A 14,280-nucleotide genomic window follows, 5' to 3' on the forward strand; every position below is an offset into this window, starting at 1 on the left:
CTCTCTCGTAACCAGTGTTTTACGCAAGGGGGTTGCCGAATCAGCCACGCCGGAGCAAAGGTATGCCGCAAAACCTTTACCCCCCGAGGCAGGGAGCGGCAGCATGCCCGAACGCACGGAGACACCCGAGGCAGCGCCACGCTCCCCGGACCGGACGCCGGACAGCCCGGACGGCCCAGGCTCCCCGGACTACCTGGAGAAGCGCACCCTGCGCCGCGGCAGCGCCGGCCCCCTGCTCCTCACCGGCCTCGGCGTCGCCTACGTCGTCTCCGGCGACTTCTCCGGCTGGAACTTCGGCCTCGCCCACGGCGGCTTCGGCGGGCTCGCCGTCGCCGCCGCCCTCATGGGCCTGATGTACACCTGCATGGTCTTCGCCCTCGCCGAGCTCGCCTCCGTCCTGCCGACGGCGGGCGGGGGTTACGGCTTCGCGCGGCGCGCGCTCGGCCCGTGGGGCGGCTTCCTCACCGGCACCGCCATCCTCATCGAGTACGTCCTCGCGCCCGCGGCGATCTCCCTCTTCATCGGCGACTACGTCGAGTCCCTCGGCCTGTTCGGGCTCACCTCCTCCTGGCCCGTGTACCTCGCCTGCTTCGTCCTCTTCATCGGCATCCACCTGTGGGGCGTGGGCGAGGCGCTGCGGTTCAGCTTCGTCGTCACCGGCGTCGCCGTCGCCGCGCTGCTGATCTTCGCGGCGGGGGCGCTGACCGACTTCGACGCGGCCCGGCTGCACGACATCCCCGCCGACACGAGCGCCCTCGGCGCGTCCTCCTGGCTGCCGTTCGGGGTGCTCGGGATCTGGGCGTCGTTCCCCTTCGGGATGTGGTTCTTCCTCGGCGTCGAGGGCGTGCCGCTCGCCGCCGAGGAGACCAAGGACCCCGTGCGGTCCCTGCCCCGGGCCATGGCCGCCGCCATGGGCATCCTGCTCGTCCTCGCCCTGCTCACCTTCCTCGCCTCGACGGGCGCGGGCGGCGCGGACGCCCTCAAGGACGCCGGTAACCCGCTCGTGGCCGCCGTGCAGCCGGACGGGCACCCCACCGTGCTCGGCCGCGTCATCAACTACGCGGGGCTCGCCGGCCTGGTGGCCTCCTTCTTCTCCCTCATCTACGCCGGCTCGCGGCAGCTCTTCGCCCTCTCCCGGGCCGGCTACCTCCCCCGCGTCCTCTCCCTCACCAGCCGCCGCAAGGCCCCCTGGCTGGGCCTGGTCGTGCCCGGCGCGCTCGGCTTCGGGCTTGCGGCCGCGACCGGGGACGGTGCGCGGATGCTCAACGTCGCGGTCTTCGGCGCCACCGTCTCGTACGCGCTGATGTCGCTCTCCCACATCGTGCTGCGCCGCCGCGAGCCGGGGCTGGCGCGGCCGTACCGCACGCCCGGCGGCGTCGCCACCTCCGCGCTGGCCTTCCTGCTCGCCTGCGCGGCGCTCGTGGCGACCTTCCTCGTGGACGTCACCGCCGCGCTCGTCGCCCTCGGCGTCTACGCCGTCGCCGCCGTGTACTTCGCCTGCTGGAGCCGGCACCGGCTCGTCGCGGGGGCGCCCGAGGAGGAGTTCGCTGCGCTTGCCGCGGCGGAGGCGGAACTGAACCGCGACTGAACCGTGTGATCAACGTCGTAGCGTACGGAACGACCCCCGTACGGAAAGGACCCGCTCCATGCCCCGCCAGCCACTGATCGGCGTCACCACCTACCTCACCCGGGCCCGCTGGGGCGCCGCGTGGGACCTGCCGGCCGCGCTCCTGCCCGCCTCCTACGCGCAGCACGTGCAGCGAGCCGGCGGCCTGGCCGTACAGCTGCCGCCGGACGACCCGGCCGCCGCCGGCGACATAGTGCGGCGGCTGGACGGCCTGGTCCTCGCCGGCGGCGAGGACCTCGACCCCGGCCTCTACGGGGAACGCCCCCACGCGCGCGCGGGCGCGCCCGTGCCCGAGCGCGACGCCTGGGAACTGGCGCTGCTGGACGCCGCGCTGGAGCGGGGGGTTCCGGTGCTCGGGATCTGCCGGGGGATGCAGCTGATGAACGTGCATGCCGGCGGGACGCTGTGCCAGCACCTGCCGGACGAGGTGGGGCACGAGGACCACAACCCGGTCGTCGGCTCCTTCACCGACCACCTGGTCAAGCCGGTGCCGGGCACGCGGCTGGGCGGCCTCCTGCCCGAGCCGTGCGACGTCGCCACGCACCACCACCAGTCCGTCTCCCGCCTGGGCGACGGCCTCGTCGCGACCGCGTACGCGGAGGACGGCACCGTCGAGGCACTGGAGCGGCCGGGTGACGGCGTGTTCGCGGTGGGCGTCCAGTGGCACCCGGAGGCGCGGGACGACTTGCGTCTGACGCGAGCGCTGGTGGAGGCGGCAACCACCCACTAGGCCCTTCCGGACGCGCCACCACGGGTTCATGGGTGCCCGCACCCATGAACCCGCCGCAGCGAAGGGGGTCGGCCGGGCCGGCCGGGGCCCGGGTCAGGGCCGGGTCAAGCCCAGGAGATCCCTCGCCGGGCCCGTCGGCCGGTGGCCCGTGGGCCAGACCGCCCTGAGTGCCCGGTGCAGGTCGAGGTCCCCGACGGGGATCTCGACCAGCCGGCCGGACGCCAGCTCCTCCCCGATCGCCAGCTCGCTGAGCACGGACGGCCCCGCGCCGCCCACCACCGCCGCCTTCACCGCCGTCGTGGAGGCGAGTTCGAGCAGGGGCTCGGCGAGCCCCCCGTGCGCGGCGAGGGCCGCGTCCAGGACCTGCCGGGTGCCCGAGCCCCGCTCGCGGAGGATGAGCGGGGTCACGGCCAGCTCCCCGGCGTCCAGGGGCGCCCGGCGCCGGGCCCAGGGGTGGGCCGGGGCCGTGACGACGACCAGCCGGTCGCGGGCGACGACCGCGCCGGACAGCCCGGCCGGCAGGGCGATCCCCTCGACGAACCCCAGGTCGGCCTCGCCGGCCCGCAGCCGCTCCGCGACGGCCGCCGAGTTCCCGGCGAGCAGGGACACCGCCGTCCCGGGCCGCCGGGCGCGCAGGGCGACCAGCCAGCCGGGCAGCAGGTACTCGGCGATGGTCATGCTCGCCGCGACCCGCAGCCGCGAGTCCCGCCGCCCGCGCAGCGCCTCCGCGCCGGCGTCGAAGGCCTCGGCGGCCTCGACGACGCGCCGGGCCCAGTCGGTGACGAGGACGCCCGCGTCGGTGAGCGTCGAGCCGCGGGGCGAGCGCTCGACCAGGGCGACGCCGAGCATGCGCTCCATGCCGCGGATCCGCCCGCTCGCCGCGGGCTGGCTGATGCCGGTCTCCCGCGCGGCCCGCCCCAGGCTGCCCAGCCGGGCCACGGCCAGCAGCAGCTCCAGCGCGGCGAGGTCGGGTACGCGGTCCGCGAGCCGCCCATGAGTCATAACTCCAGATTATGCCCTCATAGAGCCAAGGTCCCTAGTGACGGACCGCATCCCCGCCGATCCTTGAGGCATGAGCACATCCCGCACCACCTCCCCCCTACGCCACCTCGGCCCCAACTGGTACGCCGCCGTCATGGGCACCGCGATCGTCGCGAGCGCCGGCCGCGCGCTGCCCGTGCGGCCGCCGGGCCTGACCGGGGCGTGCGAGGCGGTGTGGGCGCTGTCGGCGGTGATGCTGGCCGCCCTGCTCGTGGCGCGGGCCGTGCACTGGGCCCGCCACAGCGACCAGGCGAGGCGGCACCTCGGCGACCCGGCGGTGGCGCCGTTCTACGGCTGTGCCGCGATGGCCCTGCTGGCCGTCGGCGGAGCCACCCTCGCCGTGGGCTCCGGGGTGATCGGCACGGGCGCCGCCGTGGCCGCCGACGCGGTCCTGTGGACGGCCGGCACCGTGACCGGCCTGGCCGCCGCGGCGGGCATCCCGTACCTGATGGTGACCCGGCACCGGATAGAGCCCGGCCAGGCCTCCCCGGTGTGGCTGCTGCCCGTCGTGGCGCCCATGGTCTCCGCGGCGCTGGGCCCGGCCCTGGTGCCGCACCTGCCCGCCGGGCAGTGGCAGGAGGCCATGGTGCTGGCCTGCTACGCGCTCTTCGGGATGAGCCTGCTGGCGACCCTGCTGATCCTGCCCGCGGTCTTCGCGCGGCTGATCCACCACGGCCCGCTGCCGCTCGCGCTGACCCCGGCCCTCTTCCTCGTGCTGGGCCCGCTGGGCCAGTCGACCACCGCCGTCGGCAACCTCGCCGACGCCGCGCGGGGCGCGCTGCCCGCCCCGTACGCGCACGCCGCGGCGCCGTTCGCCGTGCTGTACGGCGCCCCGGTGATGGGCTTCGCGATGCTGTGGCTGGCGCTGGCCGCGGCCATGGTGCTGCGGGCGTTCCGGCAGGGCATGGGCTTCGCGATGACCTGGTGGGCGTTCACCTTCCCCATAGGCACCTGCGTCACCGGCGCCGCGGGCCTCGCCCGCCACACCGGTCTGCACGCCCTGACCTGGCTGTCCGTGGGCCTGTACGCGGTCCTGGTGGCGGCCTGGGCGGTCGCGGCGGCCCGTACCGCGCACGGCCTGGTCAGCGGCCGGCTGCTCGCAGCGCCGCGCCCAGCACCGCAGCAGCTTCCGTCAGTGAGGGTCCGTACCACGTGAGGTGACGCCCGCTGACGAGCGCGCACGGCAGCCCGGGGAAGGACTCCGGGCCGTCGTCGTGTGTGAAGCGGTAGGGCTCGTCGGGCAGGACGGCCAGCTCCGCGCCGCACGCGTTGAGCTCGTCGAGGGGGATGCGCGGATAGCGCTCGGGGTGGCCGGCGTGGACGTTGGCGACGCCGAGCCGGGCGAGGAGGTCGCCGGCGAAGGTGTCCCGGCCGAGGACCATCCAGGGCCGCCGCCACACCGGCACCACGGCCGGCACGGCCTCCCCAGCAGCCCGTACGTCCCGCCACGCGTCCTCCGCGTCGGCCAGCCAGTCCGGCCGGGCCAGGCCGCAGCCGCGCACCAGGACCCGTTCCAGCTCCGTGAACGCCTGGGGCAGCGTGCGGACTTCGGTGACCAGCACGTCCAGCCCGGCGGCGCGCAGCGCGCCGAGGTCGGGGGCGCGGTTCTCCTCCTCGTTGGCGAGGACGAGGTCGGGCGCGAGGGCGGCGATCCGCGCCGTGTCGGGGTTCTTCGTCCCGCCGATCCGTACGACGCCGAGGCCCGCGGGGTGGTCGCACCAGTCGGTGGCGCCGACGAGCAGCCCGGGCTCGGTCGCGGCGACGGCCTCCGTCAGGGAGGGCACGAGGGAGACGACGCGGCGAACGGCGGGGCGGCTGCTCCTTGGGGTGACCACCGCCCCACCGTACGCCCGTTCGTCAGTGGCCGACGGGTGCGAGCTTGTCGGCCAGGCCCGGGTGGGCGTCCAGCCAGCGGCGGGCGGAGTCCTTCTCCTTGCCCTTGCCGCCGTCCTGGATCGCGACCTCCAGGGAGGCGAGGTCCTGCTCGGACAGCTTGAAGTCCTTCAGCCAGGCGGTGACTTCGGGGAAGTCCTTGCCGAAGTCCTTCTTGCCGACGGCGTGGATCTCCTCGCCCTTGCCCCAGGCGCCCTTGGGGTCCTTGAGCTTCTTCAGCTTGTGCTTGCCGTAGGCCCAGTGGGGCGACCACAGGGTGGTGACGATGGGCTCCTGCTTCTTGATGGCCCGGTCGAGGTCGGCGAGCATCGAGGAGGTGGACGAGGAGACGACCTTGTACTCGCCGTCCAGGCCGTACTCCTTGAGGACCTTGTCGTTGAGCGTGGCCATCATGCCCGCGCTGGACTCGATGCCGACGATCTTCCCGCCGAACTGCCCGCTCTTGCCCTTGAGGTCCTCCAGCGAGTCCACGCCCTTGACGTAGTCGGGCACGGACAGCTCCAGCGACGTGGGCCCGTACCAGGCGCCCAGGTCGGTGAGCTGGTCGCGGTAGCGGTCCATGTACTGCTTGTGGGTCGTGGGCAGCCAGGAGTCGAACTGGACGTCCATCTGGCCCTGGGCCAGCGCGGTGTACAGCGGGCCGGGGTCGAGCTGCTTGACGTCCGGCTTGAACCCGCGGTCCTCCAGGATGTTCTGCCACAGGTACGTGGTGGCGACGGCCTCGTCCCACGGGAAGTAGCCGAGCTTGATGCCCCGGCCGTGGCCCACGTCGGCGCCGGCCGCGACGCTGTGCCCGCCGTCGCCGCTGCGGGCGAGGTTCATGCCGCCGGCGACCAGCGCCAGGACGACGACGCCGACGGCGGCGACGGCCGTGCCGGGCCGGTAGCGCAGGACGGCGAGCCCGCGGGCGGCGGACGCGGCCTTGGCGGCGGCGCGCCGGCCGAGCGGGGAGACGCGCTGGTTGAGGGCGCCGGTCATCCGGTCCAGGTAGATGGCGAGGACGACGACGGCCAGGCCGCTCTCGACGCCGCCGCCGATGTCGACCTTGGTGACGGCCGCGTACACGGCCTCGCCGAGGCCGCCCGCGCCCGCCATGCCGGCGATGACGACCATGGACAGGGCCAGCATGATCACCTGGTTGACGCCCGCCATGATCGTGGGCAGGGCGAGCGGCAGCTGGACCCGGGTGAGGGTGTCGCGCGGCGTGGTGCCGAAGGCCGTCGCGGCCTCGACGAGCTCGCCGTCGACCTGCCGGATGCCCAGCTCGGTCATGCGGACGCCGGGCGGCATCGAGAACACGACGGTCGCGATCAGGCCGGGGATCGGCCCGATCGAGAAGAACATGACGCCGGGGATGAGGTAGACGAACGCCGGCATCGTCTGCATGACGTCCAGGGCGGGGCGCAGCGCCCCGCTGACCTTGCTGCTGCGGGCCGCCCAGATGCCGAGCGGCACGGCGACGAGCAGGGTGATCAGGCTCGCGACGAGGACGAGCGAGAGGGTCGCCATCGCGGCTTCCCACAGGCCGAAGGAGTCGACCAAGGCGAAGCCGGCGAAGGTGAGCACGGCGGCCAGGAGGCCGCGCAGCCACCAGGCGACGACGGCCAGGATGCCGGCCATGAGCAGCGGCTCGGGGCCGCCGAGGACGGCGTTGACGCCGTCGTACATGCCGGTCAGGACGGTGTTGATGGCGTCGAAGAGCCAGCTCAGGTGGGTCTGCAGCCAGCTGACGGCGTTCTCCGCCCAGCTTCCGAGGTGGATCCTAGGCACGGGCGCTCACCTCCGCCTCGTCGGCGCGGGCGGGCGTGGCGGCCTCCGCGGGCTCGTCGCCGGCCTCCGGGGACTTCGCGGCCGCGGCCTTCGCGGCCGCCGGCTTTCCGGCTTCCGCCGTCTGCGGGGTCCGCTGGGCGGGCACCTCGGCCTCTTCGCCGAGCGCGGTGAGCAGCAGGTCGCGCGTGATGACACCGGCCGGCTCGCCCTGCGCGTCGGTGACGGTGAGGGGGTCGGTGCTGCGGGCGAGCGGGGTGAAGAGCTCGGCGACGGGCGTCGCGGCGGGGACGGTGGCGGCACCGGCCCCGGCTCCGGCGCCGCTGGTCATGATCGAGCCGGCGGTCAGCACCCGGCTGCGGTCGACGTCCTGGATGAAGGAGGCCACGTAGTCGTTGGCCGGGCGCACGAGGATGTCCTCCGCGGTGCCGTTCTGCACGATCCGGCCGTCGCGCATGACGGCGATCCGGTCGCCGAGGCGCATGGCCTCGTTGAGGTCGTGGGTGATGAAGACGATGGTCTTCTTCAGCCGCGTCTGGAGGTCCAGGAGCTGGTCCTGCATGTCTCGGCGGATCAGCGGGTCGAGGGCGCTGAAGGACTCGTCCATCAGCAGCAGGTCCGCGTCGGTGGCCAGGGCGCGGGCGAGGCCGACGCGCTGCTGCATGCCGCCCGAGAGCTCGTCGGGCCAGGAGGTCTCCCAGCCCTTGAGGCCCGCGAGCTCCAGCGCCTCGGCGGCCCGCTCGAGGCGCTCCGCGCGCGGCACGCCCTGGACCTCCAGGCCGTAGGCCGCGTTCTCCAGCACGCTGCGGTGCGGGAACAGCGCGAAGTGCTGGAAGACCATGCTGATCTTCCGGGAGCGCACCGTGCGCAGGTCGCGCGGGGCCAGCGCGGTCAGGTCCTGGCCGTCGAAGAGAACGCGTCCGGCGGTCGGCTCCAGCAGGCCGTTGAGCATGCGCAGGAGGGTGGACTTGCCGGATCCGGACAGACCCATCACCACGAAGATCTGGCCGGCCTCGACCTCGAACGAGGCGTCGATGACGGCTGCGGTGGTGCCGTCGGCGCGCAGCTCGTCGCGGTCGGCACCGCTTTCGAGCCGTTCGACGGCGGCTTCGGGTCGTCTGCCGAACACCTTGTACAGATGCTCGGCCTGGAGCCTGGACACATACACCTCTCGGGTCGAACTCACGACGGCCCTGCCTCCCCCGGGTGGCAGGGCCGTGGAGCGGTGCGGCAATCGGTCCGCGCGCCCGCTTCCAGGCACACGTGCCGAGGACCGGGTCCGCTCCGGTGCCGCGCCTGCCCCCGATCAATCAGGGCAAACGGAACAGTGACCCGCTTCACATCGGCGGGGCGGGGTTGCGGGAGCCGTGTCAGTGGTCTGCGGCATGATCGGAGCGTGACGCGACGCCTGATGCTCCTCGACACCGCTTCCCTGTACTTCCGCGCCTACTTCGGCGTGCCGGACTCCGTCCGCGCCCCCGACGGCACCCCGGTGAACGCCGTGCGCGGCCTGCTCGACTTCATCGCCCGCCTCGTCCAGGACCACCACCCGGACGACCTGGTGGCCTGCATGGACTTCGACTGGCGGCCGCACTGGAGGGTCGAGCTCATCCCCTCCTACAAGGCGCACCGGGTCGCCGAGGAGACGGCGGCCGGCCCGGACGAGGAGGAGGTGCCCGACACCCTCTCGCCGCAGGTCCCGGTCATCGAGGCCGTGCTCGACGCGATCGGCATCGCCCGGGTGGGCGCCGCGGGCTACGAGGCCGACGACGTGATCGGCACGCTCGCGGGCCGCGCCGCGGGCCCGGTCGACATCGTCACGGGCGACCGCGACCTGTACCAGCTGGTGGACGACCGGCGCGGGGTGCGCGTGCTGTATCCGCTCAAGGGCGTCGGCACGCTCCAGCCGGTCGACGAGGCGCTGCTGCGCGAGAAGTACGGGGTGGACGGCTCCGGCTACGCCGACCTGGCGCTGCTGCGCGGCGACCCCAGCGACGGCCTGCCGGGCGTGCCGGGCGTCGGCGAGAAGACGGCCGCGAAGCTGCTGGCCGCCTTCGGCGACCTGGCGGGGATCCTGGCGGCCGTGGACGACCCGGCGGCGAAGCTGACCCCGGCGCAGCGCACGCGCCTGACGGAGGCCCGGCCGTATCTGGCGGTGGCGCCGAAGGTCGTACGGGTCGCGTCCGACGTTCCGCTCCCGCCGTTCGACGCGGCGCTGCCGGCGGAGCCGCGGGATCCCGAGGTGCTGGAGGCACTGGCGGAGCGGTGGGGGCTGGGCGGGTCCCTCCAGCGGCTGCTGGGCGTGCTCGGAGGCTGAGTCGCTGGGCCGGGTCCGCCTAACTTTGTTAAGTTAGGCGGACCTAACTTTTCAGGATCAGGGGATCAGGGGAGACAGCCATGGCAGACCGTCCCGTACGGAAGCAGCCCAAGCTCAACCGCGCGCACGTGCTGCGCACCGAGCGGCTCACGCCGCACATGGTGCGCGTGGTCCTCGGCGGCGAGGGCCTCGCGGACTTCGCCGCCGGCGAGCACACCGACCACTACGTGAAGCTGCTCTTCCCCGTGCCCGGTGTCACCTACCCCGAGTCGTTCGACATGCAGGTCATCCGCCAGGACCTGCCGCCCGAGCACTGGCCGAAGACCCGCACGTACACGGTGCGCTCCTTCGACCGCGCTGCGCGCGAGCTCGCCATCGACTTCGTCGTCCACGGCGACGAGGGCCTGGCCGGCCCGTGGGCGGCCTCCGTGCAGCCGGGCGCCGAGGTGCTCTTCCGCGGCCCCGGCGGCGCCTACTCCCCCGACCCGGCCGCCGGCTGGCACCTGCTGGCGGGCGACGAGAGCGCGCTGCCGGCGATCGCCGCGTCCCTGGAGCGGATCCCGGCGGGCGCGCGCGTCCACGCCTTCGTCGAGATCGCGGGACCGGAGGAGGAGCAGAAGCTGGAGCTGGCCGAGGGCGTCGAGGTCACGTGGCTGCACCGCGGCGCCGCGCCCGTCGGCGAGGCGCTGGTCGCGGCCGTCCGCGGGCTCGACTTCCCCGCCGGTGACGTCCAGGCCTTCGTGCACGGCGAGGCGGGCTTCGTGAAGGAGCTGCGCCGCTATCTGCGCGTGGAGCGCGAGGTGCCGCGCGAGCGGCTGTCCGTGTCGGGCTACTGGCGCCGCGGCCACGACGAGGACGGCTGGCAGGCGTCGAAGCGCGAGTGGAACCAGCAGGTAGAGGTGGAGCAGGAGGGCGCGGCGGCGGCGTAACCGCCGGCGCGGCAGCGGCCCGGCCGCGGGCCCCTGGCCCTCCCTCGGGGAGGGCCAGGGGCATTCCGCACGTCTCAGCCCACCGACGAGTACGCCACGACGCCCCGCAGCAGGCCGTCCACGGCCCGGCGCGCGTTCCGCGCCACCGTGCTGCCCGGCGGCGCCGCCGCCGCGATCTGCCCGAGCACGTCGATCAGCTGCTTGCACCACCGGACGAAGTCGCCCGCCGGCATCTCGATCTCCCGCAGGACCTCGTCCAGGCCGTGCCCGGACGCCCAGCGGTACGCGGCCCAGGCGAAGCCCAGGTCCGGCTCGCGCTGGCCGACGCCCTCCGTCTGATTGATCTTGTGCTGTTCCTCCAGGGCGTCCAGCCGGCCCCAGATGCGGACCATCTCGCCGAGGGCCTCCTTCGCGGGGCCCGCGGGCAGCTTCGGCGGCGCGGCGTCGTCGGCCGTGCGGGCCTCGAAGACCAGCGCGGAGGCGCACGCCGCCAGCTCGGCCGGCTTCAGGCCCTCCCACACGCCGTCGCGCAGGCACTCCGAGGCCAGCAGGTCGAGCTCGCCGTAGAGCCGGGCGAGCCGCCTGCCGTGCTCGGTGACTTCGGTCCCGTGCAGGTAGTCCAGGTCGGTCAGGAGCGCGCAGATCCGGTCGAAGGTGCGGGCGATGGTGTTCGTCCGCCCCTCGATGCGCCGCTCCAGCTGGCGGGTGTCCCGCTGCAAGCGGTGGTAGCGCTCGGCCCAGCGGGCGTGGTCCTCGCGCTCGGAGCAGCCGTGGCAGGGGTGCGCGCGGATGGCCGTGCGCAGCCGGGCGATCTCGGTGTCGTCCGTGGCGGCGGAGCGGGACTTGCGGTGCCGGTCGGGCACGATGTGCCCGGCCTTGGTGCGCAGCGCGGAGGCGAGGTCGCGGCGCGACTGCGGGGAGCGCGCGTTGAAGGACTTGGGGATCCGCATCCGCTCCAGGGGCTCCACCGGCACCGGGAAGTCGATCGGTGCGAGCCGCTTGACCTGCCGCTCCGCGGTGAGCACCAGGGGGCGCGGCCCGTCGTAGGGGTCGAAGCCGCGGTGCCGGTCCGCGCGGGCGGGCGGCACGCCGGGGTCGAGCACGAGGGCCAGGCCCGCGTACTTCCCCGTGGGGACGTGGATGACGTCACCGGGCTTGAGCCGCTCCAGGGCCGTGGCCGCCGCGGCGCGCCGCTGCACCGCGCCCTGCTTGGCCAGCTCGTTCTCGCGGTCCTTCAGCTCGCGGCGGAGCCGGGCGTACTCGTCGAAGTCGCCGAGGTGGCAGGTGATGGCCTCGCGGTAGCCCGCCAGGCCCTCCTCGTTCTTCTGCACCTGCCGGGAGATGCCGACGACCGACTTGTCGGCCTGGAACTGGGCGAACGACGTCTCCAGCAGCTCGCGGGAGCGGTGCCGCCCGAACTGCGAGACGAGGTTGACCGCCATGTTGTACGAGGGCTTGAAGCTGGAGCGCAGCGGATAGGTGCGGGTGCCGGCGAGGCCGGCGAGCGCGGCCGGGTCCATGGCGCGCTGCCACAGCACGACCGCGTGCCCCTCGATGTCGATGCCGCGGCGCCCCGCGCGGCCGGTGAGCTGGGTGTACTCGCCGGGCGTGATGTCCGCGTGGGTCTCGCCGTTCCACTTGACGAGCTTCTCCAGCACCACCGTGCGGGCCGGCATGTTGATGCCGAGGGCCAGCGTCTCGGTCGCGAAGACCGCCTTGACCAGGCCCTTGACGAAGAGCTCCTCGACGACCTCCTTGAAGGTCGGCAGCATGCCGGCGTGGTGGGCGGCGATGCCGCGCTCCAGGCCCTCCAGCCACTCGAAGTAGCCGAGGACGTGCAGGTCCTCGTCGGGGATGGAGGCGCAGCGCTCCTCGACGATCTCCCGGACCCGGGCGCGGGCCGCGTCGTCGTTGAGCCGCAGGCCGGCGTAGAGGCACTGCTGGACGGCGGCCTCGCAGCCGGCGCGGCTGAAGATGAAGGTGATGGCGGGCAGCAGGCCCTCGGCGTCGAGGCGCTCGATGACCTCGGGGCGGCCGGGCGTCCAGATCCGGCTGCGCTGGCGGCGCTCGCGCTCGCGGTCGGCCTCGCGCACCATCTTGCCGCGGCGCCGCTCCCGCGGGTTGTACGTGCGGCTGTTCTCCATGCGGGCCATGCGCAGCAGGTCGGGGTTGACCTCGCGGCGCGCGGCGCCGCGGCCGCCGTGGTCGGTCTCCTCCTCGAAGAGGTCGTACATCCGCCGGCCGGCCAGCACGTGCTGCCAGAGCGGGACGGGGCGCTCCTCGGAGACGATCACCTCGGTGTCGCCGCGCACAGTGTCCAGCCAGTCGCCGAACTCCTCGGCGTTGGAGACGGTGGCGGAGAGGGAGACGAGGGTCACCGACTCCGGGAGGTGGATGATGACCTCTTCCCAGACAGCGCCGCGGAAGCGGTCGGAGAGGTAGTGCACCTCGTCCATGACCACGTGGCCCAGGCCGATGAGCGCCTGGGAGTTGGCGTAGAGCATGTTGCGCAGGACCTCGGTGGTCATCACGAGCACCGGGGCGTCGGCGTTGACGCTGTTGTCGCCGGTCAGCAGGCCGACCTTGGCGGCGCCGTAGCGCCGGACGAGATCGCTGTACTTCTGGTTCGACAGGGCCTTGATGGGCGTCGTGTAGAAGCACTTGCGGCCCTGAGTGAGGGCCAGGTGGACGGCGAACTCGCCCACGATGGTCTTGCCGGAGCCGGTCGGCGCGGCGACCAGGACGCCCTTCCCGGCCTCCAGGGCCTTGCAGGCCTCTATCTGGAACGGATCCAGCTCGAAGTCGTACATCTCGCGGAACGGTGCGAGCGCGGTGGCCTGCTCGGCGGCGCGGACCCGCGAAAGGGCGTAGCGCTCAGCAGGGGACATGTCGTCGGTCATCTTGTGTACGAGCCTACCGGTGACCTCCGACAGTCACCTGATCTTTATCGAGCTCCCCGGCGCGGGCACGGGGCTCCCTCCGGGGAAGCCGCGCGCCCGCGCCGGGGGGACCGGGTCAGGTCACGTCGTCGTAGCTGGTGCGGGCGGTCTCGCGGCGTCCGCCCTCGGACCCCTCGTGCAGGGCCGGCATCGGCTCGGAGTCGCCGAGGGGCTGCGGGCTCAGGTCCAGCGGCGCGGCTTCGTCGTCCGACAGCAGGTGGTCGGGGTTGCGCCGCTCCCGGCGCTTGTCGTTGAGCATCGAGAACCCGACCGCACCGAAGTACAGGATGATGATCGGAACGGCGAGGATGCACATGCCGAACGGGTCGGTGCTGGGCGTGGCGACGGCGCCGAAGACGAAGGTGCCCATGACGACGCCCCGCCACCACTTGACCATGGTCTTGCCCGTGACCATGCCGGCGATGTTCATCATCACCAGGAGCAGGGGCAGCTCGAAGGCGAGGCCGAAGACGAGGATCATCCGGACGGTGAAGTCGAGGATGTCGTCGAGGTTGAGGGTGTTGGCCGCGGAATCGGGTGTGATCTGGAGCAGCACCCGCATGCTCATCGGCATGATCTCGTAGGCCAGCCAGGCGCCCGCGACGAAGAGCGGGGCCGCCGTCGCCACGAAGGCGACCGTGTACTTCTTCTCGCTCTTGTGCAGGCCGGGGGCGAGGAACGCCCACAGCTGGTAGAGCCAGATCGGCGAGGAGACCGTCACGCCCGCCAGGAGGCAGATCTTGACGATCGTCGTGAACGGCGACGACAGGCTGTTGAAGACGACGATCGCGCAGTTGCCGCCGTGGCTCTGGGCGAGATCGCGCCCGGGGCACTTGGGAACGGGGCTCGAGAGGAAATCCGTGAGCTGCTTCTGGTAGAAGGCAGCGACGATCGCGACCACGATGATCGCGAGGACCGCCTTGGCCAGCCGGTTGCGCAGCTCACGGAGGTGCTCCGCGAGCGGCATCCGCCCCTCGGGGTCCTTCTCCTTCTTGCGGGCAGACTTGGGCAACCCACGTCCCTATCTCGTGCGGCAG

10 protein-coding genes and 1 pseudogene are annotated in these 14,280 nt (G+C 73.3%); 5 read left to right on the forward strand and 6 right to left on the reverse strand.

Annotated elements, in window-relative coordinates; all coding sequences use genetic code 11:
* Positions 1-103: 103 nt before the first annotated feature.
* Positions 104-1,588: an ethanolamine permease gene (gene eat, locus D7231_RS24920; RefSeq protein ID WP_120757776.1), complete on the forward strand. Its 1,485-nt coding sequence runs from the start codon at positions 104-106 to the stop codon at positions 1,586-1,588.
* A gap of 58 nt (positions 1,589-1,646) precedes the next feature.
* Positions 1,647-2,357 carry a gamma-glutamyl-gamma-aminobutyrate hydrolase family protein gene (locus D7231_RS24925; RefSeq protein WP_120757777.1) on the forward strand — a complete coding sequence of 237 codons (711 nt, stop codon included), beginning with the start codon at positions 1,647-1,649 and terminating at the stop codon, positions 2,355-2,357.
* Positions 2,358-2,450: 93 nt separating this feature from the next.
* Here the strand turns inward: D7231_RS24925 and D7231_RS24930 are convergent, their stop codons facing one another.
* Entirely contained in the window at positions 2,451-3,359 is a 909-nt protein-coding gene (locus tag D7231_RS24930) for a LysR family transcriptional regulator (RefSeq protein WP_120757778.1), read from the reverse strand.
* A gap of 70 nt (positions 3,360-3,429) precedes the next feature.
* On the opposite strand from D7231_RS24930, the gene D7231_RS24935 reads away from it, so the two are divergent.
* The gene (locus D7231_RS24935) at positions 3,430-4,554 is read left to right on the forward strand and encodes a TDT family transporter (protein ID WP_120757779.1); all 1,125 of its coding nucleotides are present in this window, start codon (positions 3,430-3,432) and stop codon (positions 4,552-4,554) included.
* On the opposite strand, the gene D7231_RS24940 is transcribed toward D7231_RS24935, so the two are convergent.
* The 3 genes and pseudogenes from D7231_RS24940 to D7231_RS24950 all read right to left on the reverse strand — a co-directional run bounded on the left by D7231_RS24940 (position 4,481) and on the right by D7231_RS24950 (position 8,220).
* Positions 4,481-5,233, reverse strand: coding sequence for a helical backbone metal receptor (locus D7231_RS24940; RefSeq protein ID WP_120757780.1), 753 nt, complete (start codon positions 5,231-5,233; stop codon positions 4,481-4,483). The genes D7231_RS24935 and D7231_RS24940 overlap by 74 nt on opposite strands.
* A gap of 31 nt (positions 5,234-5,264) precedes the next feature.
* Positions 5,265-7,061 (reverse strand): annotated as a pseudogene (locus tag D7231_RS24945) (ABC transporter permease/substrate binding protein); the annotation flags it as partial.
* Complete coding sequence (locus D7231_RS24950; protein ID WP_120757782.1) at positions 7,054-8,220, reverse strand: quaternary amine ABC transporter ATP-binding protein; 1,167 nt, start codon at positions 8,218-8,220, stop codon at positions 7,054-7,056. The pseudogene D7231_RS24945 and the gene D7231_RS24950, both read right to left, overlap by 8 nt.
* A 249-nt stretch (positions 8,221-8,469) precedes the next feature.
* On the opposite strand from D7231_RS24950, the gene D7231_RS24955 reads away from it, so the two are divergent.
* Positions 8,470-9,375, forward strand: coding sequence for a 5'-3' exonuclease (locus tag D7231_RS24955; protein ID WP_120757783.1), 906 nt, complete (start codon positions 8,470-8,472; stop codon positions 9,373-9,375).
* A gap of 80 nt (positions 9,376-9,455) precedes the next feature.
* Positions 9,456-10,304: a siderophore-interacting protein gene (locus D7231_RS24960; RefSeq protein ID WP_120757784.1), complete on the forward strand. Its 849-nt coding sequence runs from the start codon at positions 9,456-9,458 to the stop codon at positions 10,302-10,304.
* 74 nt (positions 10,305-10,378) lie between these two features.
* On the opposite strand, the gene D7231_RS24965 is transcribed toward D7231_RS24960, so the two are convergent.
* Positions 10,379-13,204 carry a DEAD/DEAH box helicase gene (locus D7231_RS24965; RefSeq protein WP_120757785.1) on the reverse strand — a complete coding sequence of 942 codons (2,826 nt, stop codon included), beginning with the start codon at positions 13,202-13,204 and terminating at the stop codon, positions 10,379-10,381.
* Positions 13,205-13,319: 115 nt separating this feature from the next.
* Positions 13,320-14,210, reverse strand: a complete 891-nt coding sequence (gene tatC, locus D7231_RS24970) for a twin-arginine translocase subunit TatC (RefSeq protein ID WP_120757786.1) — start codon at positions 14,208-14,210, stop codon at positions 13,320-13,322.
* Positions 14,211-14,280 lie beyond the last annotated feature (70 nt).

It is taken from the genome of Streptomyces klenkii (assembly GCF_003626645.1).
Classification (GTDB): domain Bacteria; phylum Actinomycetota; class Actinomycetes; order Streptomycetales; family Streptomycetaceae; genus Streptomyces; species Streptomyces klenkii.